Genomic DNA, 26,290 nt, shown 5'->3' with positions numbered 1-26,290 from the left:
GTCCCGGGCATGCGCAAAAGCGGAGCAAAACGTGATCCAAACGCTCTTTGATTTTCCAACGTATTTTAAATTTTTTATCGGTCTGTTTGCCCTGGTCAACCCGGTGGGGATCATTCCTGTCTTCATTAGTATGACCAGTTACCAGACGGCGGCGGCCCGGAACAAAACCAATCTTACCGCTAACCTGTCTGTGGCGATCATTTTGCTCACCTCGCTTTTCCTGGGTGATGCCATTCTCCAGCTCTTTGGCATCTCGATTGACTCCTTCCGCATTGCGGGCGGGATCCTGGTGGTGACCATTGCCATGTCCATGATCAGCGGTAAGCTGGGTGAGGATAAGCAGAACAAGCAGGAAAAGTCAGAAACCGCCATCCGCGAAAGTATCGGCGTGGTTCCGTTGGCGTTACCCCTCATGGCCGGGCCGGGTGCCATCAGTTCGACGATTGTCTGGGGCACGCGTTACCATAGCCTCATGCACCTGATTGGTTTTTCTGTCGCGATTGCCGTTTTCGCGCTCTGCTGCTGGGGCGTATTCCGCATGGCGCCGTGGCTGGTGCGCCTGCTGGGGCAGACGGGCATCAACGTTATTACCCGTATCATGGGGCTATTGTTAATGGCTCTCGGGATCGAATTCATTGTCACGGGTATTAAAAGCATTTTCCCCGGCTTGTTACATTAATATTTCATATGAAAAAACGGCGCTTCGGCGCCGTTTTTTTTATGTCATTATCAGCAAATCATATAAATAAAGTTGAAAAGCTTACATATCATAATAAATTCTACTAATAATGTTCATCTCTTATATTTCATATAGTTATGAATTCACCTCAAGCCTGCCTGCACAGAAAATCTTCGAACGCACTGTTATTTTACTCACACGATAGTCTTGGGCTTGCTGAGGGATAACCGAAATGATATTAGTAATTTCAACATTTCGTTAGATGAATGTGCTAAATAATAATCAATTGTTAAATTTTCGTACAAAACTACGCGATGATAGCGCAGCGACGCGCCTGAAGAGATAATCTTCCATATTAGTTTGAATTTTAAGATTTTTTTAGGATGTTCAACGTATGGAAGGATTGAGTGCGACGATACGGCCTGCGCCGTAAAAGAGAATTGCTTAACAAATTTGCAAAATGTATTGGCGCGTGTTTACGCCATTTGATACTTTCCGGCCTACTATTTTGCAGCATAAAACAAGTAGATGAGAATTATTTTCATATAGTCCTCTTCTCAGATATCCAGCACAGGTCTCAAACAGGGGAGGCCTGGCAAGAATCGACGCAAGACGGCCATACGAGCGGTCAGTAATAAAAAAGTCGGTGATAGCAAGAAGTAAAAAAAGAACCTGACAGCAGCAAAAAAAACTCCTGCGCTGTACAGGCCCCAACAGGGGATTAACAGCTGGCGAAAGCCAGTAATTATAATGAGTGGAGTACCAACACAATGTCCATCATCACAAAAAAAAATCTGGTAGCGGCGGGGATTTTAACTGCGCTAATCGCGGGCAACGCTGCAATGGCTGCGGACGTTCCTGCAGGTGTTCAACTGGCGGAAAAACAGACGCTGGTGCGTAACAACGGTGCGGAAGTGCAGTCTCTCGATCCGCATAAAATTGAAGGCGTTCCTGAGTCAAACGTTAACCGCGACCTGTTCGAAGGTCTGCTGGTGACTGACGTAGACGGCCACCCGGCACCGGGCGTGGCGGAAAAGTGGGAAAATAAAGATTTCAAAGTCTGGACCTTCCATCTGCGTAAAGATGCCAAATGGTCCGACGGAACACCGGTTACCGCCGAAGATTTCGTATATAGCTGGCAGCGCCTGGCGAATCCAAACACCGCCTCTCCGTATGCGAGCTATCTGCAGTATGGCCACATCGCCAATATCGATGACATCATCGCCGGTAAAAAGCCGGTCACCGACCTGGGCGTTAAGGCGATCGATGCTAATACCTTTGAAGTGACGTTGAGCGAACCTGTTCCGTACTTCTATAAGCTGCTGGTTCACCCGTCCGTCTCGCCGGTTCCAAAATCCGCCGTGGAAAAATTTGGTGAAAAATGGACGCAGCCTGCCAATATCGTGACCAACGGCGCCTATAAGCTGAAAGACTGGGTGGTCAACGAACGTATGGTGCTGGAGCGTAACCCGCAGTACTGGGATAACGCGAAGACCGTGATTAATCAGGTCACCTACCTGCCAATCTCTTCCGAAGTGACCGACGTTAACCGCTACCGCAGCGGCGAAATCGACATGACCTATAACAACATGCCGATTGAACTGTTCCAGAAGCTGAAGAAAGAGATCCCGAAAGAAGTTCACGTCGATCCATATCTGTGCACCTATTACTACGAAATCAACAACCAGAAAGCCCCGTTCACCGACGTGCGCGTTCGTACCGCGCTGAAGCTGGCGCTGGATCGCGATATTATCGTGAACAAAGTGAAAAACCAGGGCGATCTGCCGGCGTACAGCTACACGCCTCCGTATACCGATGGGATGAAGCTGGTTGAGCCTGAGTGGTTCAAGTGGTCACAGGAAAAACGTAACGAAGAAGCGAAAAAACTGCTGGCTGAAGCAGGATACACCGCAGATAAACCGCTGACGTTTAACCTGCTTTACAACACATCAGATCTGCATAAGAAACTGGCGATTGCGGTCGCGTCTATCTGGAAGAAAAACCTGGGCGTGAACGTTAAGCTGGAAAACCAGGAGTGGAAAACCTTCCTCGATACGCGTCATCAGGGGACCTTCGACGTGGCGCGTGCGGGCTGGTGTGCGGACTATAACGAACCGACGTCATTCCTGAACACCATGCTCAGCGACAGTTCAAACAACACGGCGCACTATAAGAGCCCGGCGTTTGACAAGATCATCGCTGAAACGCTGAAAGTGTCTGACGATGCGCAGCGCGCAGAGCTGTATGCGAAATCAGAAGAACAGCTCGACAAAGACTCTGCAATTGTACCGGTTTACTACTACGTTAACGCCCGTCTGGTGAAACCGTGGGTAGGGGGTTATACCGGTAAAGACCCGTTGGATAATATTTCCGTTAAAAATCTTTATATTATCAAGCATTAATGGCAATACGTGGGGCGGGCCTGGCTTGCCCCACTGTGTCTACTTTGTAACATTCATCAGGCACACGCCAGAAGGTACGGGCAATGTTGAAATTTATCCTGCGTCGCTGTCTAGAAGCGATACCAACGTTATTTATTCTAATTACGATTTCCTTCTTTATGATGCGTCTCGCGCCGGGAAGTCCATTTACCGGTGAACGCACGCTGCCGCCGGAAGTTATGGCGAACATCGAGGCGAAGTATCACTTAAACGATCCCATCACCACCCAATACTTCAACTATCTGAAGCAGCTGGCGCACGGTGATTTTGGACCGTCATTTAAATATAAAGACTATTCCGTTAACGATCTGGTGGCCTCCAGCTTCCCGGTCTCGGCAAAACTGGGTGCTGCAGCATTCATTTTGGCCGTCGTTCTCGGGGTCACCGCAGGCGTTATCGCCGCGCTCAGACAAAATACCAAATGGGATTATGCCGTAATGGGGGTGGCAATGACCGGGGTAGTCATACCCAGCTTCGTTGTCGCGCCATTGCTGGTGATGATATTTGCCATCACGCTGAAATGGCTGCCCGGCGGCGGCTGGAACGGCGGGGCACTGAAGTTCATGATTTTGCCGATGGTGGCATTATCGCTGGCGTACATCGCCAGTATCGCGCGTATTACCCGTGGTTCTATGATCGAAGTGCTGCACTCAAACTTCATCCGCACCGCGCGCGCGAAAGGGCTGCCGATGCGCCGGATCATCTTCCGCCACGCGCTCAAGCCGGCGCTGCTGCCAGTGCTCTCCTATATGGGACCTGCATTCGTCGGCATCATTACGGGTTCAATGGTTATCGAAACAATTTACGGCCTGCCGGGTATTGGCCAGCTGTTCGTTAACGGGGCGCTTAACCGTGACTACTCGCTCGTTCTGAGCCTCACGATCCTCGTGGGCGCGCTGACCATTCTCTTTAACGCCGTTGTCGATGTGCTGTATGCCGTTATCGACCCGAAAATTCGTTACTAACGCTGGAGCACGCCATGATGTTGAGTAAGAAAAACAGCGAGGCGCTGGAAAACTTCAGTGAAAAACTGGAAGTAGAAGGTCGTAGCCTCTGGCAGGACGCCCGCCGTCGCTTTATGCACAACCGGGCCGCGGTCGCCAGCCTGGCGGTTCTGGTGGTCATCGCGCTTTTTGTGACCCTGGCACCTATGCTGTCGCAATTTACCTATTTCGATACGGACTGGGGCATGATGTCCAGCGCGCCGGATATGGAGTCCGGTCACTATTTCGGTACCGATTCATCCGGCCGTGATTTGCTGGTGCGCGTGGCGATTGGTGGCCGTATTTCCCTGATGGTCGGTATCGCCGCCGCGCTGGTGGCGGTGATCGTGGGGACGCTTTACGGCGCGCTTTCCGGCTACCTTGGCGGCAAAGTTGACTCGGTGATGATGCGTCTGCTGGAAATCCTGAACTCCTTCCCGTTTATGTTCTTCGTTATTTTGCTGGTGACCTTCTTCGGACAGAACATCCTGTTGATCTTTGTGGCTATCGGGATGGTTTCGTGGCTGGATATGGCGCGTATCGTGCGCGGCCAGACGCTGAGCCTCAAACGCAAAGAGTTTATCGAAGCGGCGCAGGTAGGGGGCGTATCAACCAGCAATATCGTGGTTCGCCATATCGTGCCTAACGTGCTGGGCGTGGTGGTGGTCTATGCCTCACTGCTGGTGCCAAGCATGATCCTGTTTGAATCCTTCCTCAGCTTCCTGGGGCTGGGCACGCAGGAGCCACTGAGCAGCTGGGGCGCGCTGCTGAGCGACGGTGCAAACTCGATGGAAGTTTCACCGTGGCTGCTGCTTTATCCGGCGGGTTTCCTGGTCGTCACCCTGTTTTGTTTTAACTTTATCGGCGATGGCCTGCGTGATGCCCTCGACCCGAAAGACCGTTAAGGAGCGCCGTCATGACAATAATTGAAACGGCCACCGCGCCTCAGGCGCAACAGCAGAGTAACCTTCTGCTGGATGTGAAAGACCTCCGCGTGACCTTTAAAACCCCGGACGGTGATGTGACCGCGGTCAACGATCTCAACTTTAACCTGAGCAAAGGTGAAACGCTGGGGATCGTGGGGGAATCCGGCTCCGGAAAATCCCAGACGGCATTTGCGCTGATGGGCCTGCTGGCCGCTAACGGCGTGATTGGCGGTTCGGCAAAATTCAACGGGCGTGAAATCCTCAATCTGCCGGAGCACGAGCTGAACAAGCTTCGCGCCGAACAGATCTCAATGATTTTCCAGGATCCGATGACGTCGCTGAACCCGTATATGCGCGTCGGCGAGCAGCTGATGGAAGTCCTGATGCTGCACAAAGGCCTGGGCAAAGCGGAAGCCTTTGAGGAATCCGTTAAAATGCTGGATGCGGTAAAAATGCCGGAAGCGCGCAAGCGCATGCGCATGTTCCCGCACGAGTTTTCCGGCGGTATGCGTCAGCGCGTGATGATTGCCATGGCGCTGCTGTGCCGGCCAAAGCTGCTGATTGCCGATGAGCCGACTACCGCGCTGGACGTCACCGTGCAGGCGCAAATCATGACCCTGCTGAACGAGCTTAAGCGTGAGTTCAACACGGCGATTATCATGATCACCCACGATCTGGGTGTGGTTGCCGGTATCTGTGACAAAGTGCTGGTGATGTACGCCGGGCGCACCATGGAATACGGCAAAGCGCGCGACGTGTTCTATCAGCCAGCCCATCCGTACTCCATTGGCCTGCTGAACGCGGTGCCGCGTCTTGATGCAGAGGGGGAATCCCTGCTTACCATTCCGGGCAACCCGCCAAACCTGCTGCGACTGCCGAAAGGCTGCCCGTTCCAGCCGCGCTGCCCGCACGCGATGGAGATCTGCAACAGCGCGCCGCCGCTGGAAGAATTTGCCCCAGGCCGTCTGCGCGCCTGCTTTAAGCCGCAGGAGGAGCTGGTATGAACGCAGTAGATGAAAAACGCAACGTGCTGCTCGAAATCGCTGACCTCAAGGTGCATTTCGATATCAAAGACGGCAAGCAGTGGTTCTGGCAGCCGCCGAAGACCCTGAAAGCGGTGGATGGCGTTACGCTGCGCCTGTACGAAGGGGAGACCCTGGGCGTAGTGGGCGAATCCGGCTGCGGTAAATCCACCTTTGCGCGTGCGATTATCGGTCTGGTGAAAGCCACCGGCGGCAAAGTGGCCTGGCTGGGTAAAGATCTGCTGGGCATGAAGCCCGACGAGTGGCGCGACGTGCGCAGCGATATCCAGATGATTTTCCAGGATCCGCTGGCGTCATTAAACCCGCGTATGACCATCGGTGAGATTATTGCCGAGCCGCTGCGCACCTATCATCCTAAGATGTCGCGTCAGGAAGTGCGCGACCGCGTTAAGGCGATGATGCTGAAAGTCGGCCTGTTGCCTAACCTCATAAACCGTTACCCGCATGAATTTTCAGGCGGCCAGTGTCAGCGTATTGGCATCGCGCGAGCGCTTATTCTTGAGCCGAAACTGATTATCTGTGATGAGCCGGTCTCCGCGCTGGACGTGTCGATTCAGGCGCAGGTGGTCAACCTGCTTCAGAAACTGCAGCGCGAAATGGGGCTGTCGCTGATCTTCATTGCGCACGATCTGGCGGTGGTAAAACACATCTCCGATCGCGTGCTGGTGATGTATCTGGGCCATGCTGTGGAACTGGGAACCTATGACGAGGTGTACCACAACCCGCTGCACCCTTATACCAAAGCGCTGATGTCGGCGGTGCCGATCCCCGATCCGGACCTGGAAAAGAATAAGACGATTCAGCTTCTGGAAGGAGAATTGCCGTCGCCGATCAATCCGCCGTCGGGCTGCGTGTTCCGCACGCGATGCCCGATGGCCGGGCCGGAATGCGCGAAAACGCGACCGGTGCTGGAAGGCAGTTTCCGACATGCGGTTTCCTGCCTGAAAGTAGACCCGCTATAATCGCAAGGGCTGACATGATGTCAGCCCTTATTTTTTGCGAGGTTACCGTGTCGCGTTTATTCACCTCAGCCCGTCGTCGGCTCTATCATCTTTTATTCGATCCAGAAACGGCATCGGGACGCCGTTTTGAGGGTTTCTGTGCGCTGTTTGCCCTACTCAGCGTGGTGGTCATCTTTATTGAATCGGGTGTGGGTACGCAGTATCACCTGACATTTGAGGAATGGCATGCGTTTGTCTGGCTGGAACTTATTATTACCCTGGTCTTTACCGCTGAGTATATTTTGCGTGTAGTTTGCTGGCCCAATCCGGCGAAATACGTATTCAGCTTCTGGGGCTTTATTGATTTAGCGACGATCTTGCCGCTCTACGTGATGTGGCTGTGGCCGGAGATCAGCCTCAACTATGTTTTCGCCTGGCGAGCGATGCGCGTTATTCGGGTATTACGTATCCTGAAGTTACTGCGCTTTATGCCGTCGCTGCGCGTATTCTGGAGCGCGATCGTCAGCGCACGCCATCAGCTTATTCTCTTCTATTCGTTTATTGCCATTGTCATGATTGTTTTCGGTGCGCTGATGTATTTGATAGAAGGGCCGAAATATGGCTTCACGACGCTCAATGCGTCCGTCTACTGGGCGATAGTGACCGTGACGACCGTGGGGTATGGCGATATCACGCCCCATACGCCGCTGGGGCGGATAGTGGCATCCGTGCTGATTCTGATTGGGTACTCGGTTATTGCGATCCCGACGGGGCTTATTACCACGCACATGAGCAGCGCGTTTCAGAACCGTAAACAGCGGCGAAAATGTCCGAACTGCCTCCAGGCCGATCATGAACACAGCGCGCGGTTTTGCAACCGCTGCGGAAGCGCGTTACCGGATTAAATAAAAAAGGCTGCCATCGCAGCCTTTTTTATTATTCGCGCCAGAGTATATGGCACAGCTTGTGGTCTTTCTCGCGACACAGCAGGACGCGGGCGAAAATGTCGTTAATTTCACCGCCGTCTTCATCAGCCAGCCCAATGACCACCTCGGCAAAGAAGTCAGGATTCAGTTCGAAATCCACATGTTCGGCCCAGTCCTCTGAAGGGTCGAACAATTCGGCACCGCCGCGCTCTTCGAACTGCAGATTAAAGAGGATCACGTCTGCGGGATCGAGGTTATCAACCGCCAGTTCGAGAAAAATGTCATAGGCCTGCTCGAGCGTTTCGTCTTCGGTCAGGCGATTGTTCAGATCCATTTCCATGATGACTACCTGTTTAACATCGTTGGGCACGTTTTACAGCAACGGACTAAAGAAGTAAAACAGTCGTTCAGCTATTCGCTGCCATAACGGACGTTTTACCCACAGCCTGGCATCCAGCAGCCGCGAGCGGGAGATATAGTCATCCTGAACTGCCGCCAGGTCACTGCCAAAGCCGGCGTCATCAATCACCAGGGTGATTTCAAAGTTTAGCCACAGGCTGCGCATATCAAGGTTAACCGTGCCCACCAGGCTTAACTCGCCGTCGACCAGCACGCTCTTGGTGTGCAATAGCCCGCCTTCAAACTGGTAAATTTTGACACCGGCGGCCAGCAGTTCGCTAAAGAAGGCTCGGCTGGCCCAGCCCACCAGAAGGGAGTCATTTTTGCGTGGCAGAATGATACTCACATCGACACCGCGCTGCGCTGCGGTACAAATCGCGTGCAGCAGGTCATCGCTGGGGACGAAGTAGGGCGTCGTCATGATCAGATATTCACGCGCGGAGTAGGTTGCCGTCAGTAGCGCCTGGTGAATCAAGTCCTCCGGGAAGCCCGGTCCGGAGGCGATGGTATGAATTGTATGGCCGCTGGCCTCTTCAAACGGCATGATATTGCCGTCCGGCGGTGGAGGCAGGATACGCTTGCCGGTCTCTATCTCCCAGTCGCAGGAATAAACGATGCCCATCGAGGTGGCAATCGGCCCCTCCATTCGCGCCATCAGATCCACCCATTGCCCGACGCCGGAGTCCTGTTTGAAGAAGCGCGGGTCAACCATGTTCATACTGCCGGTGTAGGCAATATAGTTATCGATCATGACCATTTTACGGTGCTGGCGAAGGTCCATCCGGCGCAGAAACACGCGCAGGAGATTAACCTTCAGCGCCTCAACCACCTCGATACCGGCATTGCGCATCATGCCCGCCCAGGGGCTACGGAAAAACGCCACGCTGCCCGCGGAGTCCAGCATCAGCCGGCAGTGGATCCCCCGGCGTGCGGCCGCCATCAGCGACTCAGCGACCTGGTCAGCCATGCCGCCGGGCTGCCAGATATAAAACACCATCTCAATATTATGGCGAGCAAGCTGAATATCGCGGATTAATGCCTGCATGACATCGTCGGACGACGTCAGTAGCTGGAGCTGATTGCCCTTAACGCCGCCAATCCCCTGGCGGCGCTCGCAGAGCTTAAACAGCGAGGAGGCGACGCTGCTGTTCTCCTCGGCAAAGATATGCTTGCAGGCTTTGAGATCGTTAAGCCACTTCGCGGTGGAAGGCCACATGGCGCGCGCCCGCTCGGCACGGCGTTTACCCAGATGAAGCTCACCGAAAGAGAGATAGGCAATAATTCCCACCAGTGGGAGGATATAAATGATCAGAAGCCAGGCCATGGCAGAGGGTACGGCTCTGCGCTTCATCAGGATGCGTAACGTCACACCCGCGATTAACAGCCAGTATCCCAGAATGACCAGCCAACTCACCACGGTGTAGAAGGTTGTCATAGTTAAAAAAATCCTTTTGAAAGCGTATTGTTATGAGTGTACGCATCAGGATTCATCTGGCAAATAAAAACGCCAGGTAAAAGCGCTGGTTTGCTGCCGGGTTGGGTTTATAATGGCGGCTCTGTTTGAGAAAGAGTTGTAGACATGAAGCGCAGTAGAACAGAAGTAGGGCGCTGGCGCATGTTGCGACAGGTGAGTCGTCGCAAGGCTCGTTGGCTGGAAGCACAATCCCGCCGCAATATGCGTATCCACGCCATCAGAAAATGTGGATTGACCCGGCATCGCAATGCGTTGCTGTTCGCAGTCCAGGATATCTGAAACCCATGAGGGCACCGCAAGGTGCCCGCTGATTTTATAGCGTCTGATTTTGCGAATATCGTTATTGCGGCGATATTCCGGTTATTTTTAGCAAAAGGAGGGAGAGGTGTTTGCGGAGTTTGGTGTACTGAATTTCTGGACGTACGTTGTTGGCGCATTTTTTATCGTGCTGGTGCCAGGACCGAATACCCTGTTTGTGCTGAAAACCGGGATTGGTCACGGCGTTAAAAAAGGGTATCTTGCCGCGACCGGTGTGTTTATCGGTGATGCGGTATTGATGTTTCTGGCCTGGGCGGGTGTTGCGGCATTGATCCAGACGACCCCCGTACTCTTTAATATCGTGCGCTATCTCGGGGCCTTCTATCTGCTCTGGCTGGGTGGCAAAATGCTCTGGTCGGTGATCACCCGTCAGAATAACGCTCAAGAGAGCGGAACCGAGCCTGCCAGCACGATCATGAAACGCTCACTCGTCCTGAGCCTGACCAATCCAAAAGCGATTCTGTTCTACGTTTCGTTCTTTGTGCAGTTTATCGACGTGAATGCGCAAAATACCGGGACCTCTTTCCTGATCCTCGCCACTACGCTTGAGCTGATTAGCTTTATGTACATGAGCTTCCTGATCTTCTCTGGGGCGTTTGTCACGCGTTATCTGAAAACCAAAAAGAAGCTGGCAAAGCTGGGGAACGGGCTGATAGGGCTACTGTTTGTCGGGTTTGCGGCGCGATTAGCGTCACTGCATTAATATGAAAAAAGGCTCCTGCTGGAGCCTTTTTTGATCAGAACACTTTCTTGTACGGCCGCACCGTCACTTTCGCATACACACCCGCCGCAACGTATGGGTCTGCGTCAGCCCAGGCCTGCGCCGCTTCCTGAGATTCAAACTCCGCAATGACCGTGGAGCCAGAAAAACCGGCGGCTCCAGGGTCATTGCTGTCAACAGCAGGCATTGGACCCGCGGTCAGCAAACGGCCTTCGTCCTGGAGCAGCTGCAGGCGAGCCAGATGGGCAGGGCGAACGGAGAGACGTTTTTCGAGGGAATCAGCGACATCTTCAGAGTAAATCACGTAAAGCACGGTGAAGCTCCTTAAGCGTTATAAAGTGTCAGTTACGTTATGTGAAAGGGCAATTGACTGCAATGTAAAGATAAAAACAACGTTAATCCCCCGATCTGGATGCCCCTTTTTTGACCACTCCAGCGCTTAAATTGCGCCAGGACAAAGTGACTTATTGAATATGATTGCTATTTGCATTTAAAATCAGGGTTCGGTTTTTTAACGTTGATGATTATGACTTCGATGACCCTTGATTTACCTCGCCGCTTTCCCTGGCCGACGCTGCTGTCCGTCGTGATTCACGGTGCCGTCGTGGCGGGTTTGCTCTACACCTCGGTTCATCAGGTTATTGAAATGCCCGCACCCGCCCAGCCGATCTCGGTGACCATGGTCTCGCCAGCGGATCTGGAACCGCCGCAGGTTGCGCCACCACCGCCACAGCCTGTTGCTGAGCCTGAACCGGAACCCGAGCCTGTTCCGGAACCGCCGAAGGAAGCTCCGGTGGTGATCCACAAACCTGAACCGAAGCCAAAACCTAAGCCGAAGCCAAAGCCGGTGAAGAAGGTCGAGGAGCGTCCTAAACGTGAAGAACGCCCGGTTGAACCGCGTGCGACCCAGCCGGTCGAGAATGCACAGCCTTCGCGTCCTGTGATGAACAACAGCGCACCGGCGGCGAAGCCGACGGTTGCCGCACCAGCGGGCCCGCGTGCGTTGAGCCGTAATCAGCCTCAGTATCCGGCGCGAGCTCAGGCCTTACGCATTGAAGGCCGCGTACGGGTGAAATTTGACGTCACCGCGGATGGCCGCGTTGATAACGTGGAAATCCTGTCTGCTCAACCTTCTAATATGTTTGAGCGCGAAGTGAAATCGGCGATGCGCAGATGGCGCTACGAACCCGGTAAACCGGGGAGCGGACTGATCGTGAACATTGTTTTCCGCCTGAATGGCGGGGCACAGATGGAATAAGAAAAGCCTCCGAAAGGAGGCTTTTTTTTGCCCGTCAGTCAGGCTGGCGGAAGCTGACGAGGTTTACCCTCGCTATCTACCGCCACATAGATAAACAGCGCTTCAGTTGCTTTATAGCGCTGCCCGATCGGTTCAGAAGAGACTTTCTTCACCCAGACTTCAATGTTGATGGAGATGGAGGTATTGCCGCGCTTTACGCAGCGGGCGTAACAGCAAACCACATCACCTACCGCAACCGGGCGCAGGAAGGTCATGCCATCCACCCGCACGGTCACCACGCGTCCGTGAGCAATCTCTTTTGCCAGAATTGCGCCGCCCATATCCATCTGCGACATCAGCCAGCCGCCAAAAATATCGCCATTGGCATTGGTGTCAGCGGGCATTGCCAGTGTGCGTAAAACCAGTTCACCCTGAGGGGCGTTATTTGTTGTCATTGTTTTAACTCGTAACGGAAGACTTCAGGCGGGATGCTACTATGATTTCACAGCGGAGAGAATAGACCAGAACGCCTGTCGAACACGTTCTGGTCAGCCAGCAATCAGTGCTTGTCGTCCTGCGGCATGTGGCGATAGATATAAACGCCGCTTAGCAGGGTGAAAATCAGCGTCAGGGCCGTCAGGCCGAAGACCTTAAAGTTGACCCAAATGTTTTGCGGCAGCCAGAAGGCAATGTAGATATTGGCAAGACCGCAAAGAATAAAGAACACCGCCCACGCGATATTCAGGCGCGACCACACTTCCTGAGGCAGCGTCAGCTCTTTGCCGAGCATGCGCTGGATCAGAGGCTTTTTCATCACCCACTGGCTGATGAGCAGCGCGCCCGCAAACAGCGCATAGATCACCGTCACTTTCCACTTAATGAATTCATCATTGTGGAAGAAGAGGGTTAGTCCACCGAATACGGCGACCAGGACGAACGTCACCAGCGCCATTTTTTCAACTTTACGGTAGCGCACCCAGCTGTAGATCAGCACAACCGCTGTCGCAATAATCAGCGCCGTGGTCGCAGCATAAATGTCATACAGCTTATAAAACGCGAAAAAGACAACCAGCGGTAAAAAATCAAGAAACTGCTTCATTCTGTGATTCCATCTTCTCTGTTGAGCCGGGAAGGGGCATCCTCCCGGCATCAGGATTACTGACGAATTAACATATACAGGCGGAACAGATAGACCAGCAGCACCGCTGAAATCAGGTTGCTCAGCGTATTCGCGACCACCGCGCCAACGTTCGGGGTTAATACCGCAAAATTCGGTGCGAACAGGAGCAGGAGCGTTTTAGCCAGCAGCCAGCCGATCACGGCGGGCGCCACCAGACGCATGTTCGCCCATGCCAGCCTGATGCTGCTGCGCATCGCGGTAAAAATCCCCATTTTATCCTGCACAACCATCACCGGAGCAAAAGCGAGCACGATAGCCAGTAACACGCCCGGCACCACCACCAGCATAATCCCCATCTGCACCAGCATGGTGGTTAAAAAGATAAGGATAAACAGCTTAGGTAAGACCGGCGCGCTGGCTCCAATCGCCCGTAAGGCGCTGACGCGGTGGCCCGCCGACACCAGCTGAATCATCAGCAGAACGCCACCCGCCAGCACCGCATTACCAATGAGCCCAGAGAAAGTGGATGCGGCAGAAGCCCGCAGCAGAATCTGTTGCTGCTCCGGCGTCATGTTTTGCACCAGTTCAAACAGCCCCACGCTTCCTGCCAGATGGTCGCCCTGGCTCAGGCTGGCAATCTGTTCTTCACTCGGTGAGAACGCATGGCCCAGCACCACAGTGATGAAGGCGCAAAGCAACGCGATCAGTAAAAAGGTAATGAACTGATTGCGGAAAAAATTTCCCGTGTCACGGTAGACAGACTTCGCCGTGATAGACATGCACTCTCCTTGAGTATTGCAGGTGTTAATTAGCCGGCAATTGTACACCGGATGCACCTGCTGTGGCAGCATCAAGGCTTGTATGGAAAAGCATATCTTTGTAAAGCGGCGGTAATCCAAAGCGTGCCCGGGCGCGATTACAGGCTTCATTGACCTGCCCATCTTCGCCCGACATGGCAAATTCCCGGCACGGGCTGGGGCGATCCTCGTAGATAGAACACCGGGTAGATATCCCGGGCTCCCCCTGTAATGCCGCGCAACGGCTCTGCTTTTGGTTGGTGCCGCGCATACAGCGCAAAAAAGGGGTGACTGGCTCAGTGAGATGAACCGGAACGGTACCGCCGCCATCGCTGGCTTCGGCCCAGTAGAAAGAGACTCGAAAATACGCACAACAGGCTCCGCACGTCATGCACGGGTTAACTTCACTCATGGCACACCTGCAAAAAAGAACGCATCAAATCAACTTGTGAGAGCGATAAATTATCCAGCCGCCGGAGGAAGAGCAAGAGGGGGAAAAGGGAAAATTTTGTAACTGTGAAATGCCAAAAATTGACATAGAAACAACTTATTGCTTTTCAAGTCACCACAAAAAATTAACCCAGATCAATGAATGTTAAATTACTGGTTTTAATGTGATCTGTGGCAGATCACTTATTACTCTTTTGTGAGTATATTCTCATCCGCGATTAAAACCACAACGATGGAGCGGATATGAAAAAATTAGCGGTGGCAGCCCTTGTATTAAGCAGTCTCTCTGGCGGCGCGTACGCGCATGAAGCAGGCGAATTCTTTATTCGTGCCGGTTCGGCAACGGTTCGCCCAACTGAAGGTTCTGATAACGTGCTGGGAATGGGCGGTTTTAACGTCAGTAACAACACCCAGTTAGGTTTAACATTCACCTATATGGCGACGGACAACGTTGGTGTTGAGCTTCTGGCGGCAACGCCGTTCCGTCACCGGGTCGGCCTTGGGGCAACCGGTGACATCGCCACGGTTCACCATTTACCGCCCACGCTGATGGCGCAATGGTACTTCGGCGACTCAAGCAGCAAGGTGCGTCCCTATATTGGCGCGGGTGTGAACTACACCACCTTCTTCGATGAGAAATTCAACGATACCGGTAAAGAGGCTGGTCTCTCCGATCTGAGCCTGAAAGACTCGTGGGGTATGGCTGGGCAGGTTGGTCTGGACTATCTGATTAACCGTGACTGGCTGATCAACGCCTCGGTCTGGTATATGGACATTGATACGGACGTACGCTTCAAGGCGGGCGGTGAGCAGCAAAGCATCAATACTCGCCTGGATCCGTGGGTGTTCATGTTCTCTGCGGGTTATCGTTTCTGATTCTGTGTGTTCAATGCGCCCCCGAGGGGCGCATTTCATATTACTTCTGAATCAAATAGCGAATGGTTGGCCCGTCCTGCTGGATATCCAGCACCGTATAACCGTGGTTTTTCGCATCTAGCGGAATGTTGTTGATGGATTGCGGACAATCGCTCACCACCTCCAGTATTTCACCTTTTTTCAGCTGCGGCAGCGCCTCAAGCGTGGCAACCGCCGGATACGGGCAGGGTTCACCGACCATATCCAGACGATAATCTGGGACGATCTCTTTCATGCAGCGTTCTCCTGCGTTTCAGTTTTGACGGCGGCACGGCGGAAGAACCGTTTTTCCTGCGCGACAACCCGTAAAAAACCGATCAGCAGCAGGGCATAAGTCACCAGCAGGCCGCCGAGAGGGCCGAAAGTGTTTAGCAGGTTGACCTTATCCCAGTTTGTGGCAAGTACCGGAGAGACGTCGTCCCAGTAGTACGCCAGAATGGTTGAGCCGATGACGTTACCCAGCCCGACCCACCAGTAGTGCACCTGTCCCTCAACCGCGCGATACATCCAGCCGGTTTCACACCCGCCCGCCAGCACAATCCCGAAGCCAAACAGCAGGCCGCCAATCACCGCGTTCGGGCCAGCCCACATGATCTTCGGTTCAACACCGAGCTGAACGTAGCTGAAGATGCCGATAGCGCTCACCGCCATACCGGCAATGATTGCCTTCGCCATCATCGTCCGTCCCGTGATCCACATATCGCGAAACGCGGAGGTAAAGCAGATCTGCGCGCGTTCGATCAGCAGGCCAAAGCCGACGCCGAACAGCATCGCCAGGCCAAGCTTCGGCTGATTCATCGCCGTGCAAATGGCCCATGCGACCATAGCAAAAAAGACCAGCATACCCAGGCGGAAACGACGCTTTGCCTGGTCCGGCTTCTGGGTTAGCGGGGACGCCGCGCTGACTTTCGTCATTTTCACCGGGATGCGGAACAGCGGCAGCAGGGTGAATTTTGCTCCGAAGTAAGAGCCAATCGCGGTGGCCACGGCAAAAAACCAGGCATGAAGGGAGAACTGAGGGATCCCCGTAAAGAACGCGGCCAGATTACAGCCCATCGCCAGGCGGGCACCAAACCCGGCAATCATACCGCCAGCCACCGCCTGCATGATGCGAATGCGGCTTTTGGGCATGCGCAGCTTAACGTTGTTTGCCCACAGCGCCGCGGCGAAGCAGCCGCCGAACATGCCGACGATCATCATCCCGTCGATGCGGGTAAGCGGTGTGCCTTCCAGATGAATGAGTTTGAAGTAGCCCCACTCTTCGGTATGCACGCCTGCAAGCTGCAGCAGCTGACCACCCCAGCGGGTGAACTCGCCGGTGACGGCCCAGAAGGTACCGGTAATGCCGAAATAATAAGTAGAAAGAATGCCTGCCGCGATGACGGCCGGAACAGGTGACCAGAACTTAACCAGGTAAGTCTGTTTGAAGTATTGCCATGACATGAATAAACCTCTGAACTCAGAAGGATTAGTGCTAAAAAGAGTCCAGATCATACGCTTACGCGAAAGTTTGAAAAGCTATTCACACCGAAAATATCGACGGGATCAATTTTGACGTAATCCTTTGTAGAGGATGGAGAAGGAGGAGTAACCGTCTGGCAGGGGTACCAGACGGTGGAGAGATTATGCTTTACGCGTCGCTGCTTTCATTGCGGTCACGAACGCTTTCAATTCGCTCAGCATCTGCTCGGGCTTGTCCACGTTCTTCTCGATGATCTTCACAATCGCGGAGCCGGAGATGGCGCCCGCCGCCTTCGCCTCAATTGCCGCGGTGACCTGATCCGGAGAAGAGATCCCGAAGCCCTGCAGCGGAGGCGCGGCATGGTATTCGGCCAGCTTTTCCACCAGATGATGCAGCGGCAGTGCGGCTTTATTCTCGGCGCCGGTCACGCCCGCGCGGGAGAGCAGATAGGTATACCCGCGTCCGTAAGAGGCTATCTGGCGCAGCAGTTCGTCATCGGCGTTCGGCGGGCAGATGAAAATCGGCGCGACGTTGTGGCGCATCGCCGCCTGGCGGAACGGCGCAGACTCTTCAACGGGCACGTCTGCTACCAGCACCGAGTCGACGCCCACGCGCGCGCACTCGGCGTAGAACTCGTCAACACCGCGGTTAAACACCAGGTTGGCGTACATCAGCAGGCCAATCGGAATGGTCGGGTGCTTCTGGCGGATCGCCGCCAGCATCTCAAAGCACTGGGTTGGGGTCACCCCTGCGGCAAACGCGCGCAGGGTGGCGTTCTGGATGGTAGGGCCATCCGCCAGCGGATCGGAGAACGGAATGCCCAGCTCCAGCGCGTCGGCGCCGGCTTCAATCAGGGCGTCGATAATCTTCAGAGACTGCTCCGGGCCAGGGTCGCCCAGCGTAACGAAGGGAACGAACGCGCCTTCCTGGCGGGATTTCAGTTCAGCAAATGCATTATCGTAGCGTTCCATCAGATTTCCCCTCGTGCTTTCAGAATATCGTGAACGGTGAAGATATCTTTGTCACCGCGACCGGAAAGGTTAACCACCAGCAGCTGTTCTTTTTCCGGGTTCTCTTTCATCATTTTCAGCGCGTGCGCCAGCGCGTGCGAAGACTCCAGCGCCGGGATGATCCCTTCGCTGCGGCACAGCGTTTTGAAGGCTTCCAGCGCTTCGTCATCGGTAATGGAGACATAATCCGCGCGCCCGGTGCTGTTCAGGAACGCGTGCTGTGGCCCAACGGACGGGAAGTCCAGTCCGGCAGAAATTGAGTAAGACTCTTCAATCTGCCCTTCATCGGTCTGCATCATCGGGGCTTTCATGCCGAAGTAGATCCCCACGCGGCCATGCTTCAGCGGCGCGCCGTGCTCGCCGGTTTCAATCCCGTGACCGGCAGGCTCAACGCCAATCAGCCCTACGCGGGTTTCGTCGATAAAATCGGCAAACATGCCGATGGCGTTAGACCCGCCGCCGACGCAGGCAATCACCGCATCCGGCAGACGACCCTCTTTTTCGAGGATCTGCGCTTTGGTCTCTTCACCGATCATGCGCTGGAATTCGCGCACGATGGTCGGGAACGGGTGCGGGCCCGCCGCGGTACCGAGCATGTAGTGCGCGGTTTCGTAGCTGCCGGACCAGTCGCGCAGCGCTTCGTTACAGGCATCTTTCAGCGTCGCGGAGCCGCTGTGCACCGGGATCACTTCCGCACCCATCAGGCGCATACGGAACACGTTAGGCGACTGACGCTCAACGTCTTTCGCGCCCATGTAGATGCGGCACTTCAGGCCGAGCAGGGCGCTGGCGAGCGCAGAAGCCACGCCGTGCTGTCCCGCGCCGGTTTCGGCGATGATTTCGGTTTTACCCATACGCTTGGCGAGCAGCGCCTGGCCCAGCACCTGGTTAGTTTTATGCGCGCCGCCGTGCAGCAGGTCTTCACGCTTCAGATACAGCGTGGTTTTGGTGCCTTCGGTCAGGTTGCGGCATTTGGTCAGCGCGGTTGGACGCCCGGCGTAGTTCTTCAGCAGGTCGGTAAACTCCGCCTGAAACGCCGGGTCTTTCTGCGCGCTCACGAACGCTTCTTCCAGCTGGCGCAGCGCGGGCATCAGGATTTGCGGAACGTACATCCCGCCGAACTCACCAAAATACGGGTTAAGTAATGTCGTCATCTTCTCTTCCTTAATATGCACGCAGAGTTTTAAACACCGAGGCCAGCTTGCTGGCATCTTTGATACCCGGTTGCGACTCTACGCCTGAATTGAAATCGAGGCCTGCGCAGCCGGTTTTCGCGGCTTCCACACAGTTATCCGGGCTTAGTCCGCCCGCCAGCAGGACGTTGTCCAGCTTTTCGCCGTTCAGCAGCGACCAGTCAAAACGTTGTCCGGTGCCGCCCTGACCGTTGTCGAGCACGTATTTGTCGACGTGGTTAAGGTTACGTGCAGGCAGGGTGCTGCCCACGCTTTGTGCTTTCCAGATCTGAACCTGCGGTGCCAGCGCGTCGCGCAGGGCATTGATATACGCCTGATCTTCTTCGCCATGGAGCTGAACGGCACTCAGGGATAACGCGTCGGCTTTTGCCACAACGTCCGCGATATCCGCATTGCGGAACACGCCAACATAGCTCAGCGGGGCCGCCGCGATTACCCTGCGGGCCTGTTCCTCATTGACTGCGCGAGGAGAGGAGTCGACGAAGATTAAACCGCCATAGATTGCGCCAGCCTCATACGCGGCCAGCGCGTCCTGTTCGCGGGTTAAGCCGCAGACTTTGTTTTCGCCCAGCAGCACGCGACGCACCGCCGCGTTGAGGTCGTCATGCTCCATCATGGCGGAGCCAATCAGGAAACCGTTGGCAAAGTGGCTCAGCTCGCGCACCTGGGCGTAGCTGTTAATGCCGGATTCGCTGATCACCGTGACGCCAGAACCCAGACGCGGAGCCAGCTGGCGCGTGCGGTTCAGGTCAATCGACAGGTCGCGAAGATCGCGGTTGTTGATGCCGACCACTTTGGCTTCCAGCGCGATGGCGCGCTCGAGCTCTTCTTCGTTACTCACTTCGGTCAGCACGCCCATTTTCAGGCTGTGCGCCACGGCAGACAGCTGGCGATACTGCTCGTCGTCCAGCACCGAGAGCATCAGCAGACAGGCGTCAGCCTGGTAGAAACGCGCCAGCCAGATCTGATACGGGTCGATAATAAAGTCTTTGCACAGGATCGGCTGCGGCGCGATGCCGCTGACGATCGGCAGAAAATCGAAGCTGCCCTGGAAATATTTCTCATCCGTCAGCACTGAGATGGCCGACGCATGATGCTTATAAATACCGGCGATGCGCGCCGGGTCGAAATCGTCACGAATAACGCCTTTTGAGGGAGACGCCTTTTTGCACTCCAGAATAAAGGCGGTGCGTGCACCCTGCAGAGCGTCATAGAAACGACGGCTGCTTGGGACGACGTCATTCTGGAAACTGGCAAGCGGCTGCTCTGCTTTGCGTGCTTCCACCCAGATGGCCTTATCGGCGACGATTTTCGCTAAAACGGTCTGCATTCTTTACCCTCTTGCCGCAAGTGCGGTAACGCGATCGTAAGCTGCACCGGAGCGCAGTACATCCAGAACTTTTTGAGCATTGGCCTTCAGGTCTTCCTCACCGTGCAAACGCATCAGCATGGCGACGTTGGCAGCCACGGCGGCCTCATGGGCGGCCTCACCTTTACCTTGTAGTAAGCGCGTCAGAATGTCACGGTTTTCTTCCGGCGTACCGCCTGCCAGCGCTTCCTGACGGTACGGCGTTAAGCCGAAATCAGACGCCTCAAGCTGATAGCTGAGCACTTCACCATCGTTAAGCTCTGCCACCAGCGTCGGCGCATGCAGCGAAACTTCATCCATTCCGCCGCTGTGCACCACGGCGGCGCGCTTGTAACCCAGCACGCGCAGCGTCTCGGCAATCGGCAGCACCAGCTCAGGGCTGTAAACGCCAATTAATGCCAGCGGCGGATGGGCCGGGTTGATCAGCGGGCCGAGCACGTTAAACAGCGTGCGGGTTTTAAGCTGCTGGCGAACCGGCATCGCGTGGCGGAAACCGGTGTGATATTTCGGCGCAAAGAGGAAGCAAACGCCCAGATCGTCCAGCGCTTCGCGTGAACGCTCGGCATTCATCTCCAGGTTGATGCCAAACGCGGCCAGCAGATCGGACGAGCCTGAACGGCTGGAGACGCTGCGGTTACCGTGTTTCGCTACCTTTAAACCACACGCCGCCGCCACAAACGCGCTGGCAGTGGAGATATTGATACTGTTGCTGCCGTCACCACCGGTTCCTACGATGTCGGCAAACTGGTAGTCAGGGCGCGGGAACGGGGCGGCATTCTCCAGCAGGGCGGTTGCGGCACCGGCGATCTCCTGCGGGCTTTCACCGCGCACCTTCATGCTGACCAGCGCCGCCGCCAGCTGTTCAGGCTTCAGTTCGCCGCGCACCACGGCGGAGAAGAGCTGGTGGCTCTCCTGCTGGCTCAGGGTCTGCGCCTGATACAGTTTTTCCAGAATTGGCTGCAGGGTATTGGTCTGCTCCAGCTTCTGTAACGCCCAGTCAAGGGTCTGCTCCAGCAGGCGGGCGCCGTTGGAGGTCAAAATAGATTCCGGGTGGAACTGCATCCCGCAGACGCGATCCGCATCGTGGCGTACCGCCATCACCATCCCTTCGAACGAGGCGTTGATGGTCAGCCCGGCCGGAATGTTGCTGCCGACCAGCGAATGATAGCGCGCGACCGGGAGCGGATTCGGCAGCCCGGCAAACATTGCCTGGCCGTCATGTTCAATGCTGGAGGCTTTACCGTGCAGGATCTCGCCCGCCTGGCCGACGTAACCACCGTAGGCTTCCACGATCGCCTGGTGACCAAGGCAGATACCGATAATCGGCAGCTTGCCGCGCATGCGGGTCAGCAGTTCGGGCATACAGCCCGCTTCGCTCGGCGCGCCCGGCCCCGGGGAAAGCATCAGCACCGGATTTTGCATGGTAGCCAGACGGTCAATCAGGGTCTGAGCCGGAACGTGGTTGCGGTAGATAACGACGTTATGGCCATTCGCACGCAGCTGGTCTGCCAGGTTATAGGTAAAGGAGTCGATATTATCGAGCAGCAGAATGTCAGCCATCAGAAAATCTCCTGTGCGTGGTGTGCGGTAGCGATGGCGCGCAATACCGCGCGTGCTTTACTGCGGGTTTCGTCAGCTTCAGACTGCGGAACAGAGTCGAGAACAATCCCGGCGCCGGCCTGAACGGTAGCAATACCGTCTTCGACGTAGGCGGAGCGGATCACGATGCAGGTATCGAGGTCGCCGTGGGCGGTGAAGTAACCCACCGCGCCGCCGTAGCTGCCGCGACGACGTCCTTCCGCTTCGGCGATAAGCTGCATGGCGCGCACCTTCGGCGCGCCGCTCAGGGTGCCCATATTCATACAGGCGCGGTAGGCGTGCAGCACGTCGAGGTCGCTGCGCAGCTCACCCACCACGCGGGAGACCAGGTGCATCACGAAGGAGTAGCGGTCAACTTTGGTCAGATCCGCCACGTAGCGGCTGCCTGGGGTGCAAATGCGCGCCAGGTCGTTACGCGCCAGGTCAACCAGCATCAGGTGCTCGGAGAGCTCTTTGTGGTCGGTTCGCATTTCCAGTTCGATGCGGCTGTCCAGATCGCGGTCCAGCGAGCCATCGGCGCGACGGCCGCGTGGACGGGTGCCTGCAATCGGGTAGATCTCAATCTGGCGGCTGGTGGCGTCGTACTTCAGCGAGCTTTCCGGCGAGGCGCCGAACAGCGTGAAATCATTGTCCTGCATAAAGAACATATACGGGCTTGGGTTGCTCTTCTTCAGCACGTCGTAAGCCGCCAGCGGCGACGGGCAGGGCAGCGAGAAGCGGCGGGACGGCACAACCTGGAAAATCTCCCCGGCGCGAATCGCCTTTTGCATCTGGCGAACCACGGCGCCGTATTGATCGTCGGTCTGATTTACCTCACAGGTCATCTTCTCGACGCGCTGTACCGGCAGCGCAGGCGGCGCTTCCGTCATCTGCTGCTGGAGCTGAGCGATGCGATGCTCCAGACGGTTTTTCTCAGACGCAGACGGGGTGAACAGGCTTGCCTGAATGCGGGTATATTTTTTCTGATGGTCGATCACCAGCAGGGTTTCGGCCAGGTAGAAACAGTAGTCCGGGCAGCGGTTGCCCTGCTCGGTTTCCTGCAAATCTTCAAAACCGGCGACCAGGTCGTAAGCAAACAGCCCGCCGAAGAACATCGCTTCGCGCTCATCTTCCGGCACGGTGACCAGATTTTGCAGCAGGCGGAAGGCATCGAATACGGACAGCGAGCAGAGGCGAGCATCTTCGTCCAGCAGCTGGCTCACCGGCGGGAAATGCAGAATTCGCAGGTCAGGGTGACGCTCATTGTCGATGCCCGCGGGCAGAGCCGCATCCAGCAGCGGGAGGAGCGATGCGCCATTGTCAGAGAGCACTTTGATGGTGACAGTGTCACCTAACGCGGTAATGCGCAGCGCGCTGTCGACCAGCAGCAGGCTTTTCAGATCGTCCTTGCTGTCGATATCCGCAGACTCCAGCAGCAGCGTCGCCGGACGCGCGCCGCACACCTGATGAAACAGCGCGGTCGGGTTGTGGCGATAGGCCGCCTCGCAGGTCAGCAGTTCGAGATGGGGTTTGGCTGTTTGCATGTTGTTGTTCTCATTTATTCTGTTCAAAAAAAAGCCCGCTGGGTAGCGGGCGGGTATCTGTTTGCATTTCGCAGACGCGTGACACTGCCCGAAGATCAGGAAGTGCGCCACCAGCCGTGCAGAGTGAAATGTGCCGTCATTTTCAGATACCTTTCTCGTGTGAACTTGCGTACTAGTTAACTGGTTCGATGGCGTATTGTCAACCCTTGATTTCAGAATTTCACGTTAAGTCGGTATCATGACGGTTTCGGATGTTTCCAACCTGTTATGGGAAGTGCTTTGAGCGATACCACCTACGCGATTATTTATGATTTACACAGCCATACTCAGGCCTCTGATGGCCTGCTGACGCCCGAAGCCCTGGTTCATCGCGCGGTTGAAATGCGTGTCGGCACGCTGGCGATAACCGATCACGATACCACCGACGCCATTCCGGCAGCGCGCGCCGAGATTGCCCGCAGCGGACTGGCGCTGAATCTGGTGCCCGGCGTCGAGATATCGACCGTATGGGAAAACCATGAAATTCACATCGTTGGCCTGAACATTGATATAGAACATCCGGCACTTCTTGCCTTTTTGCAAGAACAAAAAACGCGCCGCAACCAGCGCGCGGAGATGATCGGCGAGCGTCTGGAGAAGGCGCATATTCCGGGCGCGCTGGAAGGGGCGCAAAAGCTGGCGAACGGCGGGGCGGTCACCCGCGGTCATTTCGCCCGTTTTCTGGTCGACGCGGGCAAAGCGACGACCATGGCGGATGTCTTTAAAAAATATCTGGCGCGCGGGAAAACCGGATACGTTCCGCCACAGTGGTGTACAATAAAACAAGCTATTGATGTGATTCATCATTCTGGCGGTAAGGCCGTGCTGGCCCATCCGGGACGGTATAATCTTTCTGCTAAATGGCTGAAAAGACTGCTGGCGCACTTTGCCGAATGCGGTGGCGAGGCGATGGAAGTCGCCCAGTGTCAGCAGGCGCCCAACGAGCGCGCGCAGCTCGCGACTTACGCCCGCCAGTTTGGCCTGCTTGGGTCACAGGGTTCTGATTTCCATCAGCCCTGCGCGTGGATCGAGCTGGGACGCAAGCTCTGGCTACCCGCTGGCGTTGAGCCGGTCTGGCAGCTCTGGGAGTAGCCGCAGCAAATTGAAGAGAGGGAAGTATGAGTCAGTTTTTCTATATCCATCCGGATAACCCGCAGCCACGTCTGATTAACCAGGCCGTGGAGATCGTCCGCAAAGGCGGCGTGATAGTCTACCCGACCGATTCCGGCTACGCGCTGGGCTGTAAAATTGAAGATAAAGGGGCGATGGAGCGAATCTGTCGCATCCGCCAACTGCCGGACGGCCATAACTTCACCCTGATGTGCCGCGATCTCTCTGAGCTGTCGACCTATGCTTATGTGGATAACGTGGCGTTTCGCCTGATCAAGAACAACACGCCGGGTAACTACACCTTCATCCTGAAAGGGACGAAAGAGGTGCCGCGCCGCCTGCTGCAGGAAAAGCGTAAAACCATCGGGATGCGCGTGCCGTCGAACCCGATTGCCCAGGCGCTGCTGGAAACTCTCGGCGAACCGATGCTCTCTACCTCACTGATGCTGCCGGGAAGCGAGTTTACCGAGTCCGATCCGGAGGAGATTAAAGATCGTCTGGAGAAGGTGGTGGAGCTGATTATTCACGGCGGTTATCTCGGCCAGCAGCCGACTACTGTTGTAGATCTCACGGAAGACACGCCGGAAGTGATTCGCGAAGGCGTGGGTGATGTTAAGCCTTTCTTGTAGAGGTGTAAGCAGATATACTACGCGGCCATCAAAGCAGGGCTCGGCTCTGCTTTTGACCTGATTCGACGCCTGTGAAGGCGACACCTGAGGAAGCTCAATGAGCGAGAAGTTACAGAAAGTGCTGGCGCGCGCCGGCCACGGTTCACGCCGTGAAATCGAAGCCATTATTGAAGCGGGTCGCGTGAGTGTGGACGGTAAAATCGCCACGCTGGGTGACCGCGTTGAAATCGTACCGGGGCTTAAGATCCGCATTGACGGTCATCTTATCTCTGTGAAAGAGTCTGCGGAACAGATCTGCCGCGTGCTGGCCTACTACAAGCCGGAAGGCGAGCTGTGTACCCGCAACGACCCGGAAGGTCGTCCAACGGTGTTTGATCGTCTGCCAAAACTGCGCGGCGCTCGCTGGATTGCCGTGGGCCGTCTGGACGTGAACACCTGCGGTCTGCTGCTGTTCACCACCGATGGTGAACTGGCAAACCGTCTGATGCACCCAAGCCGTGAAGTTGAGCGTGAGTACGCCGTTCGCGTCTTCGGCCAGGTTGACGAAAATAAACTGCGCGATCTGTCGCGCGGCGTGCAGCTGGAAGACGGCCCTGCGGCGTTCAAAACCATCAAATTTACCGGTGGTGAAGGGATTAACCAGTGGTACAACGTGACCCTGACCGAAGGACGTAACCGCGAGGTGCGTCGTCTGTGGGAAGCGGTAGGCGTGCAGGTTAGCCGCCTGATCCGCGTTCGCTACGGCGACATTCTGCTGCCGAAAGGTCTGCCGCGCGGTGGTTATACCGAGCTGGATCTTACCCAGACTAACTACCTGCGCGAGCTGGTTGGCCTGACGCCGGAAACCACCTCTAAAGTGGCGGTGGAGAAAGATCGTCGTCGTATGAAGGCGAATCAGATCCGTCGCGCGGTGAAACGCCACAGCCAGGTGAACAGCAATCGTCGCTCTGGCAGCCGGAATAACAACGGTTAATTTAAAAAGCCCG

29 protein-coding genes and 1 other annotated feature are annotated in these 26,290 nt (G+C 55.5%); of the genes, 14 read left to right on the top strand and 15 right to left on the bottom strand.

All coding sequences use genetic code 11. The features are described 5' to 3' along the window. Positions 1–31 precede the first annotated feature (31 nt). The 7 genes from USG84_RS06705 (at position 32) to USG84_RS06675 (ending at position 7,918) form a co-directional block, all read left to right on the top strand. A complete protein-coding gene (locus USG84_RS06705; RefSeq protein ID WP_047368710.1) occupies positions 32–679 on the top strand; it encodes a YchE family NAAT transporter in 648 nt (215 codons plus the stop codon). 770 nt (positions 680–1,449) lie between these two features. After that, complete coding sequence (gene oppA / locus USG84_RS06700) at positions 1,450–3,081, top strand: oligopeptide ABC transporter substrate-binding protein OppA (protein WP_028013430.1); 1,632 nt, start codon at positions 1,450–1,452, stop codon at positions 3,079–3,081. Between the two features lie 83 nt (positions 3,082–3,164). Further along, positions 3,165–4,085 carry an oligopeptide ABC transporter permease OppB gene (oppB, locus tag USG84_RS06695; RefSeq protein WP_028013429.1) on the top strand — a complete coding sequence of 307 codons (921 nt, stop codon included), beginning with the start codon at positions 3,165–3,167 and terminating at the stop codon, positions 4,083–4,085. 14 nt (positions 4,086–4,099) lie between these two features. Further along, on the top strand, positions 4,100–5,008 hold the full coding sequence (oppC, locus tag USG84_RS06690) for an oligopeptide ABC transporter permease OppC (protein WP_061097980.1): 909 nt from the start codon (positions 4,100–4,102) through the stop codon (positions 5,006–5,008). 11 nt (positions 5,009–5,019) lie between these two features. Next, on the top strand, positions 5,020–6,033 hold the full coding sequence (locus USG84_RS06685) for an ABC transporter ATP-binding protein (protein WP_061097981.1): 1,014 nt from the start codon (positions 5,020–5,022) through the stop codon (positions 6,031–6,033). Further along, positions 6,030–7,034 (top strand): murein tripeptide/oligopeptide ABC transporter ATP-binding protein OppF, encoded by a 1,005-nt coding sequence (oppF, locus tag USG84_RS06680; RefSeq protein WP_151413129.1) that lies wholly within the window; start codon positions 6,030–6,032, stop codon positions 7,032–7,034. Before USG84_RS06685 ends, oppF begins: the two co-directional genes overlap by 4 nt. A gap of 14 nt (positions 7,035–7,048) precedes the next feature. Beyond that, positions 7,049–7,918, top strand: coding sequence for an ion transporter (locus USG84_RS06675; RefSeq protein ID WP_253542325.1), 870 nt, complete (start codon positions 7,049–7,051; stop codon positions 7,916–7,918). 31 nt (positions 7,919–7,949) lie between these two features. Here USG84_RS06675 and USG84_RS06670 read toward each other — a convergent pair whose 3' ends face one another. Together USG84_RS06670 and cls are read right to left on the bottom strand one after the other, a co-directional pair. Beyond that, positions 7,950–8,279: an HI1450 family dsDNA-mimic protein gene (locus USG84_RS06670; protein WP_151413131.1), complete on the bottom strand. Its 330-nt coding sequence runs from the start codon at positions 8,277–8,279 to the stop codon at positions 7,950–7,952. Positions 8,280–8,312: 33 nt separating this feature from the next. Beyond that, positions 8,313–9,773 carry a cardiolipin synthase gene (gene cls, locus USG84_RS06665; RefSeq protein WP_320738216.1) on the bottom strand — a complete coding sequence of 487 codons (1,461 nt, stop codon included), beginning with the start codon at positions 9,771–9,773 and terminating at the stop codon, positions 8,313–8,315. Positions 9,774–9,917: 144 nt separating this feature from the next. Between cls and USG84_RS06660 the strand changes: the two genes are divergently transcribed. Together USG84_RS06660 and leuE are read left to right on the top strand one after the other, a co-directional pair. Continuing rightward, positions 9,918–10,091, top strand: a complete 174-nt coding sequence (locus USG84_RS06660; protein WP_086379783.1) for a YciY family protein — start codon at positions 9,918–9,920, stop codon at positions 10,089–10,091. A gap of 106 nt (positions 10,092–10,197) precedes the next feature. Then, positions 10,198–10,833, top strand: a complete 636-nt coding sequence (leuE, locus tag USG84_RS06655) for a leucine efflux protein LeuE (RefSeq protein ID WP_028013423.1) — start codon at positions 10,198–10,200, stop codon at positions 10,831–10,833. A gap of 34 nt (positions 10,834–10,867) precedes the next feature. On the opposite strand, the gene USG84_RS06650 is transcribed toward leuE, so the two are convergent. Further along, positions 10,868–11,164, bottom strand: a complete 297-nt coding sequence (locus USG84_RS06650) for a YciI family protein (RefSeq protein ID WP_049006872.1) — start codon at positions 11,162–11,164, stop codon at positions 10,868–10,870. Positions 11,165–11,386: 222 nt separating this feature from the next. Between USG84_RS06650 and tonB the strand changes: the two genes are divergently transcribed. Further along, entirely contained in the window at positions 11,387–12,109 is a 723-nt protein-coding gene (gene tonB / locus USG84_RS06645; RefSeq protein ID WP_061097984.1) for a TonB system transport protein TonB, read from the top strand. 38 nt (positions 12,110–12,147) lie between these two features. Here tonB and yciA read toward each other — a convergent pair whose 3' ends face one another. The 4 genes from yciA to USG84_RS06625 form a co-directional block, all read right to left on the bottom strand. Beyond that, entirely contained in the window at positions 12,148–12,543 is a 396-nt protein-coding gene (gene yciA, locus USG84_RS06640; protein WP_028013420.1) for an acyl-CoA thioester hydrolase YciA, read from the bottom strand. 104 nt (positions 12,544–12,647) lie between these two features. Continuing rightward, a complete protein-coding gene (locus tag USG84_RS06635) occupies positions 12,648–13,187 on the bottom strand; it encodes a septation protein A (protein ID WP_061097985.1) in 540 nt (179 codons plus the stop codon). Positions 13,188–13,243: 56 nt separating this feature from the next. Next, positions 13,244–13,987, bottom strand: a complete 744-nt coding sequence (locus USG84_RS06630) for a YciC family protein (RefSeq protein ID WP_061097986.1) — start codon at positions 13,985–13,987, stop codon at positions 13,244–13,246. 25 nt (positions 13,988–14,012) lie between these two features. Then, a complete protein-coding gene (locus tag USG84_RS06625) occupies positions 14,013–14,417 on the bottom strand; it encodes a YkgJ family cysteine cluster protein (RefSeq protein ID WP_080329326.1) in 405 nt (134 codons plus the stop codon). A gap of 281 nt (positions 14,418–14,698) precedes the next feature. On the opposite strand from USG84_RS06625, the gene ompW reads away from it, so the two are divergent. Further along, positions 14,699–15,331, top strand: a complete 633-nt coding sequence (gene ompW / locus USG84_RS06620; protein WP_061097988.1) for an outer membrane protein OmpW — start codon at positions 14,699–14,701, stop codon at positions 15,329–15,331. Between the two features lie 40 nt (positions 15,332–15,371). Here the strand turns inward: ompW and yedF are convergent, their stop codons facing one another. The 8 genes from yedF to trpL all read right to left on the bottom strand — a co-directional run bounded on the left by yedF (position 15,372) and on the right by trpL (position 23,666). Next, positions 15,372–15,605 (bottom strand): sulfurtransferase-like selenium metabolism protein YedF, encoded by a 234-nt coding sequence (gene yedF, locus USG84_RS06615; protein ID WP_003856774.1) that lies wholly within the window; start codon positions 15,603–15,605, stop codon positions 15,372–15,374. Then, on the bottom strand, positions 15,602–16,813 hold the full coding sequence (gene yedE, locus USG84_RS06610; RefSeq protein ID WP_151413133.1) for a selenium metabolism membrane protein YedE/FdhT: 1,212 nt from the start codon (positions 16,811–16,813) through the stop codon (positions 15,602–15,604). The genes yedF and yedE overlap by 4 nt, the downstream gene beginning before the upstream one ends. Before the next feature lie 180 nt (positions 16,814–16,993). Then, positions 16,994–17,803, bottom strand: a complete 810-nt coding sequence (gene trpA / locus USG84_RS06605; RefSeq protein WP_061097990.1) for a tryptophan synthase subunit alpha — start codon at positions 17,801–17,803, stop codon at positions 16,994–16,996. Continuing rightward, the gene (gene trpB / locus USG84_RS06600) at positions 17,803–18,996 is read right to left on the bottom strand and encodes a tryptophan synthase subunit beta (RefSeq protein ID WP_028013413.1); all 1,194 of its coding nucleotides are present in this window, start codon (positions 18,994–18,996) and stop codon (positions 17,803–17,805) included. The genes trpA and trpB overlap by 1 nt, the downstream gene beginning before the upstream one ends. 10 nt (positions 18,997–19,006) lie before the next feature. Next, entirely contained in the window at positions 19,007–20,365 is a 1,359-nt protein-coding gene (gene trpCF / locus USG84_RS06595) for a bifunctional indole-3-glycerol-phosphate synthase TrpC/phosphoribosylanthranilate isomerase TrpF (RefSeq protein ID WP_253542234.1), read from the bottom strand. A gap of 3 nt (positions 20,366–20,368) precedes the next feature. Next, entirely contained in the window at positions 20,369–21,964 is a 1,596-nt protein-coding gene (gene trpD, locus USG84_RS06590) for a bifunctional anthranilate synthase glutamate amidotransferase component TrpG/anthranilate phosphoribosyltransferase TrpD (RefSeq protein ID WP_061097992.1), read from the bottom strand. Continuing rightward, positions 21,964–23,526: an anthranilate synthase component 1 gene (locus USG84_RS06585; RefSeq protein WP_151413134.1), complete on the bottom strand. Its 1,563-nt coding sequence runs from the start codon at positions 23,524–23,526 to the stop codon at positions 21,964–21,966. Before USG84_RS06585 ends, trpD begins: the two co-directional genes overlap by 1 nt. Positions 23,527–23,551: 25 nt before the next feature. Further along, positions 23,552–23,645: a sequence feature (Trp leader region), on the bottom strand. Continuing rightward, complete coding sequence (gene trpL / locus USG84_RS24040; RefSeq protein ID WP_106993556.1) at positions 23,622–23,666, bottom strand: trp operon leader peptide; 45 nt, start codon at positions 23,664–23,666, stop codon at positions 23,622–23,624. Its footprint overlaps the feature before it by 24 nt. A 127-nt stretch (positions 23,667–23,793) precedes the next feature. On the opposite strand from trpL, the gene rnm reads away from it, so the two are divergent. The 3 genes from rnm (at position 23,794) to rluB (ending at position 26,277) form a co-directional block, all read left to right on the top strand. Further along, the gene (gene rnm, locus USG84_RS06580) at positions 23,794–24,657 is read left to right on the top strand and encodes an RNase RNM (RefSeq protein WP_253542226.1); all 864 of its coding nucleotides are present in this window, start codon (positions 23,794–23,796) and stop codon (positions 24,655–24,657) included. A gap of 26 nt (positions 24,658–24,683) precedes the next feature. Beyond that, the gene (locus USG84_RS06575) at positions 24,684–25,304 is read left to right on the top strand and encodes an L-threonylcarbamoyladenylate synthase (protein WP_025756578.1); all 621 of its coding nucleotides are present in this window, start codon (positions 24,684–24,686) and stop codon (positions 25,302–25,304) included. 97 nt (positions 25,305–25,401) lie between these two features. Beyond that, positions 25,402–26,277, top strand: coding sequence for a 23S rRNA pseudouridine(2605) synthase RluB (gene rluB, locus USG84_RS06570; RefSeq protein WP_028013408.1), 876 nt, complete (start codon positions 25,402–25,404; stop codon positions 26,275–26,277). Positions 26,278–26,290 lie beyond the last annotated feature (13 nt).

Source organism: Enterobacter sp. 168J2 (assembly GCF_034107265.1).
In the GTDB taxonomy this organism is placed as follows: Bacteria; Pseudomonadota; Gammaproteobacteria; order Enterobacterales; family Enterobacteriaceae; genus Enterobacter; species Enterobacter nematophilus.
The sequence above is the reverse complement of the archived record's forward strand: the minus strand, read 5'-3'. Positions and strand labels throughout refer to the sequence as shown.

Excerpts from the sequence above, each read along its gene's own strand:
- yciA (WP_028013420.1), bottom strand. The coding sequence starts at position 12,543 with ATGACAACAAATAACGCCCCTCAGGGTGAACTGGTTTTACGCACACTG.
- rnm (WP_253542226.1), top strand. The coding sequence starts at position 23,794 with ATGGGAAGTGCTTTGAGCGATACCACCTACGCGATTATTTATGATTTA.
- oppB (WP_028013429.1), top strand. The coding sequence starts at position 3,165 with ATGTTGAAATTTATCCTGCGTCGCTGTCTAGAAGCGATACCAACGTTA.
- trpD (WP_061097992.1), bottom strand. The coding sequence starts at position 21,964 with ATGGCTGACATTCTGCTGCTCGATAATATCGACTCCTTTACCTATAAC.
- ompW (WP_061097988.1), top strand. The coding sequence starts at position 14,699 with ATGAAAAAATTAGCGGTGGCAGCCCTTGTATTAAGCAGTCTCTCTGGC.
- USG84_RS06670 (WP_151413131.1), bottom strand. The coding sequence starts at position 8,279 with ATGGAAATGGATCTGAACAATCGCCTGACCGAAGACGAAACGCTCGAG.
- rluB (WP_028013408.1), top strand. The coding sequence starts at position 25,402 with ATGAGCGAGAAGTTACAGAAAGTGCTGGCGCGCGCCGGCCACGGTTCA.
- oppF (WP_151413129.1), top strand. The coding sequence starts at position 6,030 with ATGAACGCAGTAGATGAAAAACGCAACGTGCTGCTCGAAATCGCTGAC.
- USG84_RS06675 (WP_253542325.1), top strand. The coding sequence starts at position 7,049 with ATGATGTCAGCCCTTATTTTTTGCGAGGTTACCGTGTCGCGTTTATTC.
- trpB (WP_028013413.1), bottom strand. The coding sequence starts at position 18,996 with ATGACGACATTACTTAACCCGTATTTTGGTGAGTTCGGCGGGATGTAC.
- yedF (WP_003856774.1), bottom strand. The coding sequence starts at position 15,605 with ATGAAAGAGATCGTCCCAGATTATCGTCTGGATATGGTCGGTGAACCC.
- USG84_RS06635 (WP_061097985.1), bottom strand. The coding sequence starts at position 13,187 with ATGAAGCAGTTTCTTGATTTTTTACCGCTGGTTGTCTTTTTCGCGTTT.
- USG84_RS06630 (WP_061097986.1), bottom strand. The coding sequence starts at position 13,987 with ATGTCTATCACGGCGAAGTCTGTCTACCGTGACACGGGAAATTTTTTC.
- oppA (WP_028013430.1), top strand. The coding sequence starts at position 1,450 with ATGTCCATCATCACAAAAAAAAATCTGGTAGCGGCGGGGATTTTAACT.
- cls (WP_320738216.1), bottom strand. The coding sequence starts at position 9,773 with ATGACAACCTTCTACACCGTGGTGAGTTGGCTGGTCATTCTGGGATAC.
- USG84_RS06625 (WP_080329326.1), bottom strand. The coding sequence starts at position 14,417 with ATGAGTGAAGTTAACCCGTGCATGACGTGCGGAGCCTGTTGTGCGTAT.
- USG84_RS06660 (WP_086379783.1), top strand. The coding sequence starts at position 9,918 with ATGAAGCGCAGTAGAACAGAAGTAGGGCGCTGGCGCATGTTGCGACAG.
- USG84_RS06685 (WP_061097981.1), top strand. The coding sequence starts at position 5,020 with ATGACAATAATTGAAACGGCCACCGCGCCTCAGGCGCAACAGCAGAGT.
- trpCF (WP_253542234.1), bottom strand. The coding sequence starts at position 20,365 with ATGCAGACCGTTTTAGCGAAAATCGTCGCCGATAAGGCCATCTGGGTG.
- USG84_RS06575 (WP_025756578.1), top strand. The coding sequence starts at position 24,684 with ATGAGTCAGTTTTTCTATATCCATCCGGATAACCCGCAGCCACGTCTG.
- trpA (WP_061097990.1), bottom strand. The coding sequence starts at position 17,803 with ATGGAACGCTACGATAATGCATTTGCTGAACTGAAATCCCGCCAGGAA.
- USG84_RS06585 (WP_151413134.1), bottom strand. The coding sequence starts at position 23,526 with ATGCAAACAGCCAAACCCCATCTCGAACTGCTGACCTGCGAGGCGGCC.
- oppC (WP_061097980.1), top strand. The coding sequence starts at position 4,100 with ATGATGTTGAGTAAGAAAAACAGCGAGGCGCTGGAAAACTTCAGTGAA.
- yedE (WP_151413133.1), bottom strand. The coding sequence starts at position 16,813 with ATGTCATGGCAATACTTCAAACAGACTTACCTGGTTAAGTTCTGGTCA.
- tonB (WP_061097984.1), top strand. The coding sequence starts at position 11,387 with ATGACCCTTGATTTACCTCGCCGCTTTCCCTGGCCGACGCTGCTGTCC.